This is a genomic window from Pseudogracilibacillus amylolyticus (SeqCode), from assembly GCF_051918545.1.
Lineage (GTDB): Bacteria > Bacillota > Bacilli > Bacillales > Amphibacillaceae > Pseudogracilibacillus.
The window spans coordinates 1-16,615 of record NZ_JBPPZG010000008.1 but is presented as its reverse complement, the minus strand read 5'-3'; the positions used below and the strand labels follow the sequence as shown (position 1 = coordinate 16,615).

Annotated in this window: 12 protein-coding genes; 8 read left to right on the top strand and 4 right to left on the bottom strand. The window is 33.2% G+C overall.

Translation table 11 applies throughout. From position 1 onward, the window contains the following. Nucleotides 1-19 precede the first annotated feature (19 nt). The 3 genes from ACPYKA_RS01810 to ACPYKA_RS01800 form a co-directional block, all read right to left on the bottom strand. Nucleotides 20-898: a 5'-3' exonuclease gene (locus tag ACPYKA_RS01810; protein WP_479540710.1), complete on the bottom strand. Its 879-nt coding sequence runs from the start codon at nt 896-898 to the stop codon at nt 20-22. Between the two features lie 3 nt (nt 899-901). Then, the gene (locus ACPYKA_RS01805; protein WP_479540733.1) at nt 902-4,516 is read right to left on the bottom strand and encodes a dynamin family protein; all 3,615 of its coding nucleotides are present in this window, start codon (nt 4,514-4,516) and stop codon (nt 902-904) included. A 758-nt stretch (nt 4,517-5,274) separates the two neighbouring features. Further along, nucleotides 5,275-5,652 (bottom strand): rhodanese-like domain-containing protein, encoded by a 378-nt coding sequence (locus ACPYKA_RS01800; RefSeq protein ID WP_479540709.1) that lies wholly within the window; start codon nt 5,650-5,652, stop codon nt 5,275-5,277. Nucleotides 5,653-5,949: 297 nt separating this feature from the next. Between ACPYKA_RS01800 and ACPYKA_RS01795 the strand changes: the two genes are divergently transcribed. Then, on the top strand, nt 5,950-9,642 hold the full coding sequence (locus ACPYKA_RS01795; RefSeq protein WP_479540708.1) for a vitamin B12-dependent ribonucleotide reductase: 3,693 nt from the start codon (nt 5,950-5,952) through the stop codon (nt 9,640-9,642). Nucleotides 9,643-10,042: 400 nt separating this feature from the next. Here ACPYKA_RS01795 and ACPYKA_RS01790 read toward each other — a convergent pair whose 3' ends face one another. Beyond that, nucleotides 10,043-10,999, bottom strand: a complete 957-nt coding sequence (locus ACPYKA_RS01790; protein ID WP_479540707.1) for a DMT family transporter — start codon at nt 10,997-10,999, stop codon at nt 10,043-10,045. A 130-nt stretch (nt 11,000-11,129) separates the two neighbouring features. Here ACPYKA_RS01790 and ACPYKA_RS01785 point away from each other — a divergent pair, with 130 nt between their 5' ends. The 7 genes from ACPYKA_RS01785 to mntR all read left to right on the top strand — a co-directional run bounded on the left by ACPYKA_RS01785 (nt 11,130) and on the right by mntR (nt 16,236). Continuing rightward, entirely contained in the window at nt 11,130-12,035 is a 906-nt protein-coding gene (locus tag ACPYKA_RS01785; RefSeq protein ID WP_479540706.1) for a LysR family transcriptional regulator, read from the top strand. 126 nt (nt 12,036-12,161) lie between these two features. Next, nucleotides 12,162-12,509 carry a lmo0954 family membrane protein gene (locus ACPYKA_RS01780; RefSeq protein ID WP_479540705.1) on the top strand — a complete coding sequence of 116 codons (348 nt, stop codon included), beginning with the start codon at nt 12,162-12,164 and terminating at the stop codon, nt 12,507-12,509. A gap of 16 nt (nt 12,510-12,525) precedes the next feature. Next, the gene (locus ACPYKA_RS01775; protein ID WP_479540704.1) at nt 12,526-13,161 is read left to right on the top strand and encodes a PspA/IM30 family protein; all 636 of its coding nucleotides are present in this window, start codon (nt 12,526-12,528) and stop codon (nt 13,159-13,161) included. Nucleotides 13,162-13,270: 109 nt separating this feature from the next. Continuing rightward, complete coding sequence (gene liaF, locus ACPYKA_RS01770; protein WP_479540703.1) at nt 13,271-14,005, top strand: cell wall-active antibiotics response protein LiaF; 735 nt, start codon at nt 13,271-13,273, stop codon at nt 14,003-14,005. Then, nucleotides 14,002-15,039 (top strand): sensor histidine kinase, encoded by a 1,038-nt coding sequence (locus ACPYKA_RS01765; RefSeq protein WP_479540702.1) that lies wholly within the window; start codon nt 14,002-14,004, stop codon nt 15,037-15,039. Before liaF ends, ACPYKA_RS01765 begins: the two co-directional genes overlap by 4 nt. Further along, the gene (locus ACPYKA_RS01760) at nt 15,036-15,668 is read left to right on the top strand and encodes a response regulator (RefSeq protein ID WP_479540701.1); all 633 of its coding nucleotides are present in this window, start codon (nt 15,036-15,038) and stop codon (nt 15,666-15,668) included. The genes ACPYKA_RS01765 and ACPYKA_RS01760 overlap by 4 nt, the downstream gene beginning before the upstream one ends. A 139-nt stretch (nt 15,669-15,807) precedes the next feature. Then, nucleotides 15,808-16,236, top strand: coding sequence for a transcriptional regulator MntR (gene mntR, locus ACPYKA_RS01755; protein ID WP_479540700.1), 429 nt, complete (start codon nt 15,808-15,810; stop codon nt 16,234-16,236). Nucleotides 16,237-16,615 lie beyond the last annotated feature (379 nt).

Here is a 16,615-nt window from a genome sequence, read left to right as displayed (position 1 = left end):
TATTTCCAGTTTTAAAACTCTAGGCAATATAATCAGCAATTGAACGGAATTTGATGCCCAATCGATTTATTTTTGTTTCAATTGCTTCTACATTAAAATCTATCACAGCATCTTCCAAATAACATTCAATAGGCACATCACATTTAATTTCTGCTAGTTGTTTTGACAAATGAAACATGTCGATGTTTTCATTTAACTTATTTTGTATACCTTTCGATAAATGAGCGATATTTTCCAATATGCGATCAGCTGCTCCATACGTTTGTAAAAGTTTAAGTGCTGTTTTTTCGCCAATCCCTTTTACTCCTGGATAATTATCTGCTGAATCACCGGTAAATCCTTTAAAATCAACAATTTGGTGTGGATGTAGTCCTCTTTTATCATAGAAATTATCTTGATCATATATTTCATAATTTCCGATTCCTTTTTTCATAATAGCAATTTTAATGTTTTCTTGCACTAATTGAAGCATGTCGAAGTCCCCGGTTTGAATAATTATATTATGTTTCGAATGATGTTGATTGGCAATTGAACCAATTATATCATCGGCTTCGTAGTTTACTAGTCCGATATTTGGTAAATTAAATGCTTCAACAACTTCTTTAACCAAATCGAATTGTGGTACTAATTCTTCTGGAGGTTTTCCCCGATTTGCTTTATAATCACTATATAATTCTGTCCGGAATGTCTTACTTCCCATATCCCAGCAACAAATAACATGACTAGGATTAAATGTTTTAATCCCATCTAAGAAGTAGCGTAAAAATTGATATACCCCATTTGTTGGTACACCATCAGCTGTCTTCATAAAATTGCCACTATATGCAGTTGCATAAAACCCGCGAAAAAGTAATGCCATTCCATCAACTAATAAAATATTATTTTTCAACCTTGTCATTCCTTATTGTAATGAATTTAATAATGAATCAATGTGTTTATGCTTAACTTCTAACTCTTTCACATCCACAACGTCTGTTAATACGTTAATGTTTTGGTCTAAAATTGAATCAAGTTCTAATTCAATCCGTTGTTTTAACGTATTTACTTCATTCACCCATTGCGTTTGATAAGCATTTTCCATTATTTTTTGTTGCACTTCCAAATACTCTTTTGCAAGTGGTTGTAATTGTTCGTAAAATGCATCTTTCATTTTTTCACGCTCATTTTGTTCAAAAAACGATCTCGTGTTTTTAAAAATTTTAAGAGCTTGATTGAAAATATTTATGTCAATATCAGTGAACGCTTGCTTATATTCCGGTGTTTCTAAATTAGTATCTGATATGCTTGGAATAATGAGTGTTTGATCAATTGCTTCAATTTCTTCTTGAATCTGGGCATACGTATTCTTTAATAATTCTTTCATATATGCTTCGATCCGTAATGATACTGCTCGCACCTCTTGCAACAATTCATAACCGACATAATCAATAAATGCATTACGATTGTGTTCAAGCTCGGTGATTGCCTGTCTTCCGGACTTAGTAATTGTCGTTGGGTTAAAATGCTCTGAAAACATATCATGAAAACGAATATATAGTCTTTCTAAGACAAAATGTAGTTGTCTTTCAATTCGTTCCATAATTCTTTTATTTGAAATATCAATATTTGTATCTGCAATTACGTTTTTAATCTTTTGTCGCTGCTCATTTAATTGATCAATCCGTTCTTTTCTTACATTTTGATCAAGATTTGCTGAATTTATAAAACTCTCCAATGTTAATTTCGTACGATTAATATCCCATATTGCGGCTTGAATGGTGAGAGCAGCTAAATCTTCATCAATAAATGTATAAAACTCTTTTTCAAATTTTTTCATTTCATTATTTAGATTAATCTGCTTAACCTTTTCTTTCAATGATAATTTACTAGATATAGGGAAAATTTTAGGATGCCTAATTCCAAATTGGAGAAGTTGGCCTTCTACATAATCCAATACTAATTTTAATTCTGACTCATCTTGAGCTAAATCAGAAGCATTAACGATAAAAAACATTTTATCGAGTTCAAAGGCTTCTTTAACACGGCCCAATTGGATGAGAAAATCCCTATCCGCACTTGTGATTGCATGATTATAGTAAGTGACATACAGAATCGCATCAGCTTGCTTAATATAATCAAATGCTACATTGGTATGTCGCGCATTAACTGAATCCGCACCTGGCGTATCGACTAACGTTATCCCTTTTCTAGTTAAGTCACAATCATAGTAAAGATCAACAGCTTCAATATAACAAGCTTTAGATTCATCAGTTACAAATGTCGGAAATTCCTCTAAAGAGATTTGTAAAGTCTTACCTAATTGATCTTTACGTTCATCATATCCATTTAATACTGCGAGTAAATAAGATTGATAGGTTTTAGTTAATTCATGATGTTCATATAGTTGATTTTCTTTAATCCATCCAATTAGGTCATTAAAGTTATGATATTCAGGCTGTAAATCTTTTGTAATCGCTCGTAAATCATCGACTAATGTTTTCTCATTCTTTAAAGTTATAACAACAGTACCATGCTCGTTTTCAGCAGTAACAGGTGAAATGCGACTAATTACCGCAGTCGTTGGATTGGGTGAGACTGGTAAAATTTGTTCACCAAATAATGCGTTTGAAAACGATGATTTCCCCGCACTGAATGCACCGAATAATGCAATCGTCAATTCTCTATTGTGTAATCGTTCTTTTTTGTCTTCTAAATCAATAATAATCGATGAAAATCCGTCAACATGTTCAATTTCATTCGTTACCTTTTCTATTGTTTCAATAATAGAATCAATAGAAATATTCGTTACATGTTGTTTTTCTTCAACAGGCTGAATTGTTTCAATCTGTTCATCTTTCGATTCGTCATTTTGTTTCATTAGCGGTGTTTTTTCTTTTACGACAATTTTTCTTTCTTTTATTACTCCGTTTAATTCATCAATTTTATTAACAGAAGGATTTTCTAATTGGTTATCAATACGAGCCAACTTTACCTCTAATTGTTCATCTAAATTTAGTTTTTTATCAGATACAAGCTGTATAGCCTCATATTTTTGTTTTTCTTCTACATACTTTGCTTTTTCTTCATTCCATTTATCTGCCGTTACTGTTTCTATTTGAGCAAGTAAACTATTTGCCTGCTGTCTAAATTTATTTTTAATATCATTACTAATATCGTTTGTATAATTTAATATATAATTTCCGTTAATCGTTGCACCAGCTTTAATAAAGGCATGTAAATTATCACGTGTATAAGTTAGCCCAATTTGCTGTGCTTTCTGCATCAGATCTTCATCATTAATCTGGTAGTCACGAAGCATTTGAATGAATTTATCTCTTAATTTCCATTGAATCGTCGTTTCAATTGTTTTTTGTAAAGGTTGTAAAAAATTATTGAGACGTTGTTGTCTTTCTTCTTCTGTTTTCTTTTTCGAATTAAAAAAGCCGATTTTAAAATCTTTTTGTTGTGATTCTAAATAATGTTCTGCTTGATCCCTTAATTTAGCAGGCATCAAATAAGCATTTTTAAGGGTCTGATTAACTTCATCCTCAAACTCTTTACGAAAACGAATGAGTAAGTTATCAATTTCACTAATTTTATTGTCCAGTTCTTTTAATGTATGAAGATCGAACCCATTTTCTTGAGGAAGATCTAGTTCTGATAATGCATCTTCATATTGTTCTTTAAGAAATTTTTTATGATCTTCAATTATTTCATTTATCGCTATATTCAAACGTCCTGATTCCGTTGGGTTATTTGTTAAAAGAGCAAACAATTCTGTTTTAATTTCTTTAATTTGATTATGTGGAGCTTCTTCATTAATAACAGAAGAGTAATATATTTTTTCAGGGTAAATGTTCCATTGATCAAACGTTTGTTTAACATTAAAATCAAACTGTTCAAAAGAAAGTTCCTTTTCATTATGTTTGTCGACTTGGTTTATTATAATGTAAAAAGGAATTTGTTTGTTCTGTACTTCTTGTAAAAAATACAGATTTACTTCGGATTGAACATGGTTATAGTCCATCACATAATATAAAACATCAACAAGATGGAGGGCAGACTCTGTCATTAATCGATCCGCATCATCTGCTGCATCGATACCTGGTGTATCAAGAAGAGAACAATTTTCGGGCAAAATCTTTTCTGCTGTACTTATCTCAATCCGGTTAATTGTATCCTTATCCATTGCATAATCTTTTATCATATCGATATCATAAGGTTCATCGTATTCGACTGGAGTTGCTTCTGTAAAAAAAACACGGGCTACCCCTTCTCCAGATGTAATTTTAACTATGTTTGCACTGGTTGGAATGGGGCTTTTAGGTAAAACATCTTTACTTAATAAATAATTGATCATCGAAGATTTTCCTGCAGAAAAGTGTCCAGCAAAACTAATATTAAATTGGTTTTCTGCTTTTTTCTCAAATAAATCAACTATTTTTTCAGCATTTTTTTGGTCACCATTTTTTTTCATCGTTTCATAAAGTGAAGCAAAATGGCTTTCATTCATAGTCGTTATATTTTTCTGTGCCACTTTCAACGTAACATTCCCCTTTGTATATCTTTCTATCTATCATTATACGAGAAGCGCATCCCTTTTTCTAGTGTAAATAAATAAGCTGGCTTAGCATAACTCAACGGTAAAGATGAACGATTACAAGATAGTGATTTTTTAGAACGTTTACTTTCAATAGGTTAATTTTAATACGTTAGTTGAAGAAAACTGTATCAGAAGTAGTGATTATTTGTAAACCTGTTGGTAAACCGTTGATTTCCGCCTCCGGGCAGTACGCTTTCCGCGGGCACGGCTTCAGCCTCCGAAGCAGAAACCCACTGCTTCTGAGTCTTCAGACACGTGCTTTTCCCGCGACGCACAGGACGTGCTAGTGTCGGCGTTGGTCACAGGACGTGACCGCTTTTAGCCGACCAGGAGTCGACTGCCCTCCGGCTCCAATCAACTATTGTGATAGTAGTAACAAATTGTGCAGAGCTGTTTACCAAGCACACCCAGCGGAGGAAATACACGGAGACTCCTACGGGAGGACAGGCCTAGGTGAGACAACGCAGTGCGTAGCACAAGGAAGGCTCAACAGCCGCCCGTGGAAAGCGGAGTGTATTTCCGTAGCGGTATTTTACGTCGCAACATTGTTTGGATATTTGCAGAAGAAATTAACCTAAGTTACTGCACAGTTTATGGACTTTGTGGCAGAAATAATAGAACATAACGAAGTAAAATCCTAATCTGTTAAAAAACAGCCATAAATAAAAATAGTCAGAGGAATATTCTTCTGACTATTTTTTTCGATCAATTTTACCCGTCCATTTTTTGAATCCACCTTGAAGGACATTTAAATCTTCATATTTATTTTTGTGTAAAATTTGAGCTGCTCGAGCAGAACGAGAAGTGTTTTGGCAATAAAGATAGACTGGTTTATCCGGTCTGATTGCTGACATACTTTGTTTTAACTGAGTGAGTGGAATATTTCTCGCACCTCTTATATGACCTTTATCAAATTCTTGAGGCTCACGAACATCGATTAATTGTGCTTTTCGATATCCTTCTATAAATTGTTCTTGCGTTAACAAATTCATAATTTTGCGCTGCCTAAAGTATGTGAAAGCATAGTACCCTATTAAAAGCACTAAAATGATTATCAAATAAATTAACATGATTAGTCCCCCACCAATTCTATATATACATTATATTATATGTATAAAAAAAATAATTTACAAATAGTATCGTTTTTTTCCTTTTTTATCCGTATTTTTGAAAGACTTAACCTCTAAAAATCCTGTAATATCAAGGCTTCTACAAGTTGACAAAAAACTCTCTAAAATTAAAATATACAATATATAGTATTTTAAAATTGAATGAAGCACTATATATTGATTTTTTTATGTTTTTTGTGTACTATTAGTACTACAATACATATGAAAATTTAAATATAAAAGTAAGGAGCGAATATAATGTCGTTAATGATTGATGCTGATACTAAAATCAATGTACAAGCTTTAAACGAAGATATAAAATTATTTCCGCAAGTGCATCCAATTACATCTGATATGAGTGTAACACATGAAGGTGTTTCTCGTCTCGTTATGTTGGATCGTTATGCGTTTAAAGATACTGAAAAAAAGACATTAAAAGAAGGAGATTTTGTCGTTCTTACTGTAAAATCAGATCCCAAATTTCCTGCCCGCGGATTTGGTTATGTTAAATCAATAGATTGGGAAGGAAAATCGGCAAACATTAAAGTTGCAGATGAATTTACTACTCTTTTAGAGGAAGAAACGGAAATAGATACAGGTATTGTTAATCGTAGCCTTGATGTTATTGATAAACCTTTGGAAATCTATTATGAACAAATAGCAATGCGAAATGCTTCTGGATTATCTGCAGTTGAAAAAACAGATGAGAAAAGAAATAAATATTTTAATTTATTTTCGAAAGAACTATCTAATTTAAATTTTGTACCAGCGGGTCGTGTACTTTACGGTGCGGGTTCAGATACAGAAGTAACGTATTTTAATTGCTATGTAATGCCGTTTGTACAAGATTCTCGGGAAGGAATTTCTGATCACCGTAAACAAGTCATGGAAATAATGTCCCGAGGTGGTGGCATAGGTACTAATGGGTCTACTTTAAGACCTAGAAATACATTGGCTCGTGGAGTAAATGGAAAGTCATCAGGCTCAGTATCATGGCTTGACGATATAGCGAAATTAACTCATTTAGTAGAGCAGGGCGGGTCGAGACGCGGTGCTCAAATGATTATGCTTGCTGATTGGCATCCAGATATTCTTGAATTCATCATTTCTAAAATGCAAAATCCTAGAATTTTACGTTATTTAATTGAAAATACAAAAGATGAGCAAATAAAACAACTTGCCAATGAAAAATTAAAATTTACTCCATTAACAGAAACAGAAAAAGATTTGTACCAAGGGATTGTAAATTATAAAAATATGCCTGGATTAGGTGGTTTTACGAAAGATTCGATTAAAGAAGCAGAGACAAAACTAAAAACGGGTGGTACGTATTCTGTGCACAATCCCGAATTCTTAACAGGTGCAAATATCTCTGTCTGTCTGACGAAAGAATTTATGGAAGCTGTTGAAAATGATCAAGAATACGAGCTTCGTTTCCCAAATGTTGAAAATTACTCAGAAGAAGAAATGAAGGCTTACAATGAAAAATGGCACGAAATTGGCGACGTGCGTGAATGGGAGAAACTTGGATATAGCATTAGAACATACCGTAAAATTAGAGCTAAAGATTTGTGGGATTTAATCAATATCTGTGCTACTTATTCTGCAGAACCTGGTATCTTTTTTATTGATAATGCGAATGAAATGACAAATGCGAAGGCGTATGGGCAACAAGTTGTTGCAACAAACCCATGTTTTCATCCAAATACAAGGATCTCAACAGAGTTCGGATTAGTTACAATTGAAGAATTGTATAAGAAAATGGGCAAAAAACATTTCAAAGTTGCTACAGATAATCGCCTAAGAGAAAAAATTCAAGTAGTTAATGGTAGATCGTATGAAATTCCAGGTGTTACGATGAGAACCGGTACTGTATTCCCAACTGGAACTAGACAAACATTAAAAATTCACTTGAAAAATGGGCAAGAATTGCAAGTAACCCCTGAACATAGAATTTATACTGATCAAGGGTGGAAAGAAGCGAAAGATCTGCAATTAGAAGATGTTGTTTATATCCAATCAGGTAGTGGAATGTTTGCAAATAAAGATGTGATTGGTAAAGATATGGCGTTATTTCTAGGTTGGTTAACCGGGGATGGTTGGCTGGCTAAAGATGGTAGAGTGGGAATGGTCTTTGGGAAAGATGATACAGAAATTATTAATGAAATTCTTTATGCAGGAGAAAAGATAAGTGGATTACGTCCAAAAATCCATGAAAGAGAAAATGGTACGTTCCAAATTTTTTATAATAGAAAAGAATTCACAAACATATTAGAAAACCATGGTGTGAAAATATGTAAAGCTCCCGAAAAAAGAATTCCAGAGGCGATATTTACAAGCAGTTATGATGAAGTAGTAACATTTATGCGTGCATTATTTTCGGCTGATGGCACAGTTTACACAACAGATCCTGCTCATCGTACAGTAAGATTAACATCAGCATCCAAAAAACTACTTCAGGATGTTCAACTGATTTTATTAAATTTGGGAATTCACGGAAAAATATATAATCGTAATAAAAAAAATCAAGCTAAATTCAGTTATGTATCAATTGACGGAGAAAAACGTGTATACAATAGTAATCCGTTTTATGAACTGATTATTTCTGGCAATAATTTATCCGTTTTTAAAGAGATAATTGGCTTTAAGTATTTAACGAGAAAAGAAGAAGCATTAAATCACGTACCAACAACTTCACGTAAAAGGGAAAAATTCACAAGTGAAGTTAAAAAAATATCAGAAGGTGAAGTAGTGACTGTATATGATATTACTGAACCAGAAACACATTCCTTAATAGCCAATGGATTTGTTGTCCATAACTGTGGTGAACAACCGCTTGCACCATATTCTGTCTGTAATTTAGCTGCAATTAATTTGGCTGAAATGGCAAATAAAGAAACGAAAACAGTTGATTTTGAAAAATTAAGGGAAACTGTTCGTGTTGGAGTTCGGATGCAGGATAATGTCATTGATGCGACACCATACTTTCTTGAGGAAAATAAAAAACAGGCACTTGGTGAAAGAAGAGTTGGATTGGGTGTCATGGGACTTCATGATCTTCTAATTTACTGTGAAACTCAGTATGGTTCTAAAGAAGGGAATGAACTTGTTGATAAGATTTTCGAAACAATTGCAACTACTGCTTACCGAGCTTCCATTGAAATAGCGAAAGAAAAAGGAAGTTTTCCATTCTTAATTGGCAAAACTGATGAAGAAACGAAAAAATTACGAGAGGCATTTATCAATACTGGATATATGAAACAAATGCCATTTGATATTAAAGAAGATATTATAAAATACGGTATCCGTAACTCCCATCTTTTAACCGTTGCTCCTACAGGCAGCACTGGTACAATGGTTGGAGTTAGTACAGGTTTAGAGCCATACTTCTCTTTCTCTTATTACCGCAGTGGTCGACTTGGAAAATTTATCGAAGTTAAAGCGAAAATCGTTCAAGAATACTTGGATAATAATCCGGAGCAAGATGAACAAAATTTACCGGAATGGTTTATTACTGCAATGGAATTAAGTCCTGAAGCTCACGCTGATACACAATGTGTGATACAACGCTGGATAGACAGTTCAATTTCCAAAACAGTAAATGCACCTCGTGGCTACACAGTATCACAAGTAGAAAGTGTCTACCAACGTTTATATAAAGGCGGAGCCAAAGGTGGCACTGTCTATGTAGATGGTAGTAGAGACTCTCAAGTATTAACGTTAAAGGCAGAAGAGAGTTCATTTGAAGAAGAAGAACATGATGATTATGTGATTGAGGAAACACCAAAAGTTGTACTGATGGATACGATTCAAGAACTTGAAAAAACAAACGTAACAATCGGTTCGGAAGTTGGAGACCGTTGTCCAGTATGTCGGAAAGGTCATGTTGCCGAAATTGGTGGATGTAATACATGTACAAGTTGTGGAGCACAACTAAAGTGTGGATTATAAAACAATAGAGAACTGAGGCATTTGCCAAGCATTTCTACAAATGGACTAGTTTTTACCTAAACACGGATACGTTAGTATAATACTCTTTTATCCGTAATAAAAAAGCAGCTACTCAAATAAAAGTAGCTGCTTTTTCTAAAGGGGATCCGTTATTATGGAGAATCTTTAAGAAAACTTAGTAAAAACATTTCAAATTCACCAATATATTATATCTAAAACAACGGTTAAATTTATCCGTTGTTTTTTCTTATCATCATGATAATGATTTTCGAATTTAATTAGGTAATAAGGTATTAAATTTTATTAGATTTTAATTGATCACAGTTTGTATTATATAAATAAGTTCCTACTAATTCGTGCTATTTATATTTTTAAAATTGTTTTCTTAAATAGGCTTTATTTATGCTAATTTCCGCTCCTCTTTGATAAACTCTTTTTTTCTGTTCATCATCATACGCTGATACAAATTATTTAAAATAATCATCAGACAAACAATTGCGACACCAGTATATTCAAATGTAGTAATTGTATGTCCCTGAACCATTCGGATAATGATCGTAGTAACTGGTGCTAAGTTAATAAACAAAATCGCATTAATTGGTTTTAGCATAGTAACACCTTTGTTCCAGAATAGGAGTGCAAAAAGTCCGGGCAGTAAAATCATAAAAATCATATGATAACGAACCATATACACATCGTGTAATGTCGGAACCTCAACCAGACCAAACATACTGACAGCAATAACAACCGCTGTAGCCGTTAGAGTACCGTAAAGACAACTTAATGTTGAATACCTAAGCACAGACCAACCTGAAAAAACGCCTCCACCAATCGTATAAACAGCCCAACCTGTAGCTGCAAGAAATAAAATAATTAAAGGGATCATATGTCCAGATCCGAAAAGTACGCTTAAATCTCCATTCGTAACAACGAGTAAAACACCGATAAAAGCTCCCAAAATACAAAAGACCGTAAATGCATACGGCCGTTTTTTATAAACAAGCCATACAATCAATACCGAAATAATCGGAGCTAATGCTTCCATAATTGAAGCTAGTAAGACGCCTGAATCACCGAGTAAGTCTTGTCCCCAGAAAATGAACAAATTATAAATTGTAAATCCCATCGTACCAAAAAACCAAAGTATAAAGCCTTTACCTTCAGGATTGAAAGCTTTTTTTCCTTCTATAAAATAGAGTAATACGATTAAAATAACCACAACAGGTAAATAACGAATAATAGTGAAATAAAATGGTTCAACATATTCAAATGCGTGATTTGCAACAGGGAACATTGCCCCCCAAGAGATACTAGCAACCGCACATAGAATAGCTCCTATAAAAATACTATTTCTCATCTAATTATCCCCAATCTTTGTATATGTAATGAATTCACTCTACATACCATTTAACAATAAGAGTTATATCATGTAAAATGATTATAAGAGATAATAGATATCATAAAAACAGATTACAAAGGTGTTGACAATGAATATAAAAGATCTGATGATTTTTCAAACGGTTGCCAATGCGGGAAGTATTAATAAAGCAGCAGAACAATTAAAGTATGTCCAATCAAACGTCACATCGAGAATTCAAAAATTGGAACAGGATCTTGATACAAAAGTATTCCATCGTCATAAACGGGGTATTACATTAACAAATGAAGGGGAGGCATTACTTCCTTACGTTCAGAAAATAATTTCATTGACTGAGGAAATGAAATTAATTGGAGCGAGCAGTAACAATCCTACTGGGAAACTCGATATTGCCTCTGTCGAAACAGTAATTAAATTACCACTTATTTTATCCGCTTATATCGAACAGTATAAAAAAGTAGATTTAACTTTATCCACAGGCGTAACAGCTGAATTAAAAGAAAAAGTTTTACAATATTATTTGGATGGGGCATTTGTTACAAAAAGTGCGATTACAAATGATCCAGAGTTAGTTCAGGTAGATGTATTTCACGAGAAACTAGTATTAATCTCAAGTAATAAAACAGATAGTTTAGATGAACTAATCGAGTTACCACTTTTACGATTTAGTGATGGTTGTGGATATCGGGCAAAATTAGACGAATGGTTGCAAGATCAAATGATCACTCCAAAAAAAGTAATGGAATTAGGAACATTAGAAACAACTTTGGGATCTGTAATTTCAGGGTTAGGAGTAGCTTATGTTCCATACTCAGCAGTTAAAAAGTATGAAACAAAAAATCAAATAAAGTGTTATAAGTTGCCCAAAAAATACAGTCAAATTACGACAGTTTTTATTTATCGAAAATCAGACTATATAACTCCCGCATTACAAAAGTTTATTGAGACGATTGAAACGATAAAAGAAGAAACAAAGGTGCTGGAGCCGGATGTGGCTATGAGCAAAAATAAATAATAATGTAGGTATAACACATTCTATTAAATAAAATAAGTCTTAAGGCTTATCCAAAAATATTTCTTAAGTCGATTACTATGCCTCCTATCTTAACGTAAACTTATATTAAGAAAGGAGGCTATATTTATGAAAAAGTTTTTATTGTTTATCGGTGGCTTGATTGCTGCCCTTATATTAGTAGCAAATTTGGGTCCAATTGTATTATTAGGGTTAAGTATCTGGTTACTGTACGTAATAGTTAAACAATTTTTAAAAAGTGATTCTACTGTAGCAAAAGTTATTTGGATTATCATTGGTCTCGCTGTTTTATCCATCGGGATATCAAATATATATGCTATTTTAGGAATCGCTGCAGCATATGTTTTATATTTGATTGTAAAGAACTGGAATAAAGAAAAAGCAGATGATAATACAATGCAAAAAGATCCATTCGTAAATTTCGAAGAACAATGGGGAGAATTTACTAAATATTAAAAAGGAGAGGTTACATATGTCAAACATATTCACAAGAATTAAAGAGTCCATCAGTGCAGATATTCATCAATTATTAGATGATAAGGAGCAGAAAAACCCGATAACAGCTTTGAATCATTATTTACGTCAGGCGGAACAACAAAAAATGAAGGTGAAAAATTTACTAGAACGTCAGTATAAATTAAAAGAAAAATTTACAACTGAATTTCATCAGGCAGAGGATCACGCAAATAAACGTTTAAAGCAAGCAAATATTGCTAAAGCGGCGAATGAACAAGACTTATATGACTTCGCAATAAAGGAGTATGAAGAATATCATTTACGAGCTGAACGGGTAGCACAAGCTCGAGAAGAAACAGTTGAACAAATCGATCAATTAGAAAGAAAATATAAAGAAATGGATCATAAAATTAAAGACATGCATTTAAAGCGCATGGAGTTAATGGGGCGTGAAAATGTTGCGAGAGCAAATGAACAAATGAATCACATATTAAAAGATGGAGCTGATCACCCATTTTCCAAGTTTTCTGAGTTAGAACAATTTATTGAAAACCTTGAGAATAAAGTGAATCAAGCATATTATCACAGTACTTTTGACCAGAAGATTGCACAATTAGAAAAAAACTTACAATCTGAAAACAAATCTAGTTAACTCACGTTTTAAATGTAGCAAAATTGAAAAAATGGTATACTGAAACAGGCGCATCATTATAAGCGTCTGTTTCAATTATTAATTTCACCTATAAAAAGGGGGATCACAATTGTTTAAAAAACTATCCACAGATACGATAAATTGGATTATAATCATCGGTGTGATCCTCTTTGTTATTGAAATTGCATTTTTTCATGGTGGTATAATTGGTACAGCCATTTTTACAGGTTTTTTAATCTATATAGGTTGGAAAAATTATTCAACGTTATTTGGTAAAATTTCATTTTGGGTTGGATTAGTTGGCTTTATCTTTGCGGTTCTCAATATGATTGCAGTCCGCTTTTTAGTTATTGTCTTTATTATTTTACTATTAATCGATTATTTAAAATCAAATAAAGATGCGCAGCGAATTCATCCAACGATTTATATAGACCAAAAAAATAAAGCCAAAGAACCAATAATAAAAATCAATCCAATATTTAGACAAATATTTTATGGAGATCAATATACGGAAGAAACTGCTTATGAATGGGAAGATATCAACATACATGGTGGAATAGGGGATCGAATTATCGATTTAAGCAATACTGTTTTACCAGAAGATACTGCTGTAATTTCGATTCGCCATTTAGTTGGCAATATCGTTATTTATGTCCCTTATGAAGTAGAAATTATGATTCATCATAGTGCTATTTTTGGTAGATCTTATATTTTAAATGAGTTTAACGATAATTTGATGAATCAAATAATTTCTTATAAAACTGAAAACTATGATACAACCTATCCGAGAGTAAAGATTATCACCTCCATTGTGTCAGGGAATATCGAGGTGAAGCGGATATGATGACAATTTTTAGACATGTGCTTACATCTATTGCGTTTGGTATTTTACTTACGGTAACAGTGATTAGTATTACTTTTATCGTTTTTCCATTAACAGATTGGAAAATTCTACTACACGCAAAAGTATATAATGTGTCATATTTGATCGTTATTTTAACATCAACAATCATATTTAGTGCCATCATCGGCATTATTACCTCGGTCCATTGGAAGCAAAGAATTGATCATGTTGAACGACAACTTACAGAATTAAATAATGATCAAGCTTTATCTAAAGGAGACACTTTTAAAGAATTAAAAAAAGTAGAAGAGCAGCTAGTGAGGTTACAGGAAAAGTTTAGATCACAAGTAGAGCACTCGCAACGTTTAGCAACAGAAAGAGCTAAAGAAAGAGAAAAAAGCTTACAGGAAGTTGTCGAACAAGAAAGAAACAGGTTTGCTCGAGATTTACACGATTCCGTCAGTCAACAATTATTTGCAGCTTCGATGATGATGTCTGCTTTAAACGAGTCACCTATTGAAGATCCAGTAATTAAACATCAAATCCAAATGGTTGAAAAAACGATCCATCAATCACAACTCGAAATGAGAGCACTTTTGCTTCATTTAAGACCGGCGGCACTAAAAGGGAAAGTGTTGCATGAAGGAATGAAAGATTTACTTACTGAATTAATGAATAGAATTCCGTTAAAAGTCGACTGGAAAATTGAGTCATTTCATGTTGAAAAAGGTGTAGAAGACCAATTGTTCCGTATCGTTCAGGAAGCAATTTCTAATACGTTAAGACACGCCAAAGCATCGTCCATTCATGTCATGTTAATCAAACGAGACCATAAAATTATTTTGCGGGTTGTAGATGATGGAGAAGGATTTGATGTAGAAAAGGTAAAAACAAGTTCTTACGGATTACAAAATATGGAGGAAAGAGCACAAGATTTAGGTGGAATGTTAAAAATAATAAGCTTACCGAATAAAGGAACCAGATTGGAAGTAAAAGTACCAAGTCTTGATAGTGAGGGTGGTGAAGAAGGTTGATTACGATATTGTTTGCGGATGATCATGAAATGGTTCGAATTGGAGTTACTGCATATCTTTCATCTCAACCTGACATGAACGTAATTGCCGAAGCAAATGATGGCAAAGACGCAGTTGAAAAAGCATTATCATTGAAGCCTGACATAATTTTAATGGATTTAGTGATGAAACAAATGGATGGTATTGAAGCAACAAAATTAATTATGAATGAGTGGCCGGAAGCAAAAATTATTATTGTTACGAGCTTTATTGATGATGAAAAAGTGTATCCGGCATTAGAAGCGGGGGCGACCAGTTATATGTTAAAAACATCGAAGGCCAGCGATATAGCAGAGGCTATCCGTTCCACATATAAAGGTCAATCGATTCTGGAACCGGAAGTAACTGGAAAAATAATGACTAAAATGCGCAAAAAAGAAGTCGTATCTTTACATGAACAATTAACAGACAGAGAAATGGAGATTTTATTGCAAATGGCGCAAGGTAAGACAAATCAACAAATCGCCGATGAACTTTTTATCGCTTTAAAAACAGTCAAAGTACATGTAAGTAATATTCTAGGAAAGCTAGAGGTAAATGATCGTACCCAAGCAGTCATTTATGCTTTTCAACATAATTTGATTAATTAGTTTCCCTTATGCAACTTATTTGCACTCACTCTAATCTATTTATAGTAACAAGCAGCGATACTTGTATAAACTTATATTTTAAGGTATTATATAGTAAGAAACAATGTTGCATACTTTAAAAATGAAAAGAGGAACGCCTTTGCCTACACCTAGTATGGAAGACTATATTGAGCAGATCTATAATTTGATAGAAACAAAAGGCTATGCTCGGGTAACCGATATAGCTGAAGCGTTATTAGTTCATCCATCCTCCGTAACAAAAATGGTGCAAAAATTGGATAAAGATAATTACGTAAACTATGAAAAATATCGTGGTTTCGTGTTAACTGATAAAGGAAACAAAGTTGGAGAACGGCTAGTCTTTCGCCATGATTTATTAGAAGAATTTTTGGAAATCATTGGTGTTGATGAGGAAAAGATTTATGATGATGTGGAAGGAATTGAACATCATCTCAGCTGGAATGCTATTGATCGGATTGCCGACTTAGTTAATTATTTTAAAGCCGATGAAAAAAGACTCAAAGAATTAGCCGATATGCAAAAACAAAATGAAACTGCAAATAAATAACGCTAGTTATAAATTGCGACAAAAGTGTTTTAATCATTAGAGAAAACCGAACTAGTACAAATTTTTCAAAAAAAGTTTGTACTAGTTCGGTTTTTTGTTTTGTAAATTTCTTTAAACTGTTGAGTAGTTGTAACCTACCGCTACGGTAAATAAACTAAGTGCTTGCTCACTTTATACCTAAATTTGTGATAAAATCCGCTTCGGCAGAATACTTCGCTTTCCGTAGCGGTATTATGCTTTGTAATTTCGTTTTATTTCCACGGCCTGTAATTAATGCTACTGCGACTAGGGTTTAAATTTTCACTACTCAACAATTTTCATCAAATGTGACAGTGAAAAGTCTTGAAATATAGTTGTATACAAATTTTTCAAGCAAACT

Bases quoted from the DNA above. Each gene is read 5' to 3' on its own strand.
- ACPYKA_RS01780 (WP_479540705.1), top strand. From the start codon at position 12,162: ATGAAAAAGTTTTTATTGTTTATCGGTGGCTTGATTGCTGCCCTTATA.
- ACPYKA_RS01790 (WP_479540707.1), bottom strand. From the start codon at position 10,999: ATGAGAAATAGTATTTTTATAGGAGCTATTCTATGTGCGGTTGCTAGT.
- ACPYKA_RS01810 (WP_479540710.1), bottom strand. From the start codon at position 898: ATGACAAGGTTGAAAAATAATATTTTATTAGTTGATGGAATGGCATTA.
- ACPYKA_RS01785 (WP_479540706.1), top strand. From the start codon at position 11,130: ATGAATATAAAAGATCTGATGATTTTTCAAACGGTTGCCAATGCGGGA.
- ACPYKA_RS01795 (WP_479540708.1), top strand. From the start codon at position 5,950: ATGTCGTTAATGATTGATGCTGATACTAAAATCAATGTACAAGCTTTA.
- ACPYKA_RS01800 (WP_479540709.1), bottom strand. From the start codon at position 5,652: ATGTTAATTTATTTGATAATCATTTTAGTGCTTTTAATAGGGTACTAT.
- ACPYKA_RS01775 (WP_479540704.1), top strand. From the start codon at position 12,526: ATGTCAAACATATTCACAAGAATTAAAGAGTCCATCAGTGCAGATATT.
- ACPYKA_RS01765 (WP_479540702.1), top strand. From the start codon at position 14,002: ATGATGACAATTTTTAGACATGTGCTTACATCTATTGCGTTTGGTATT.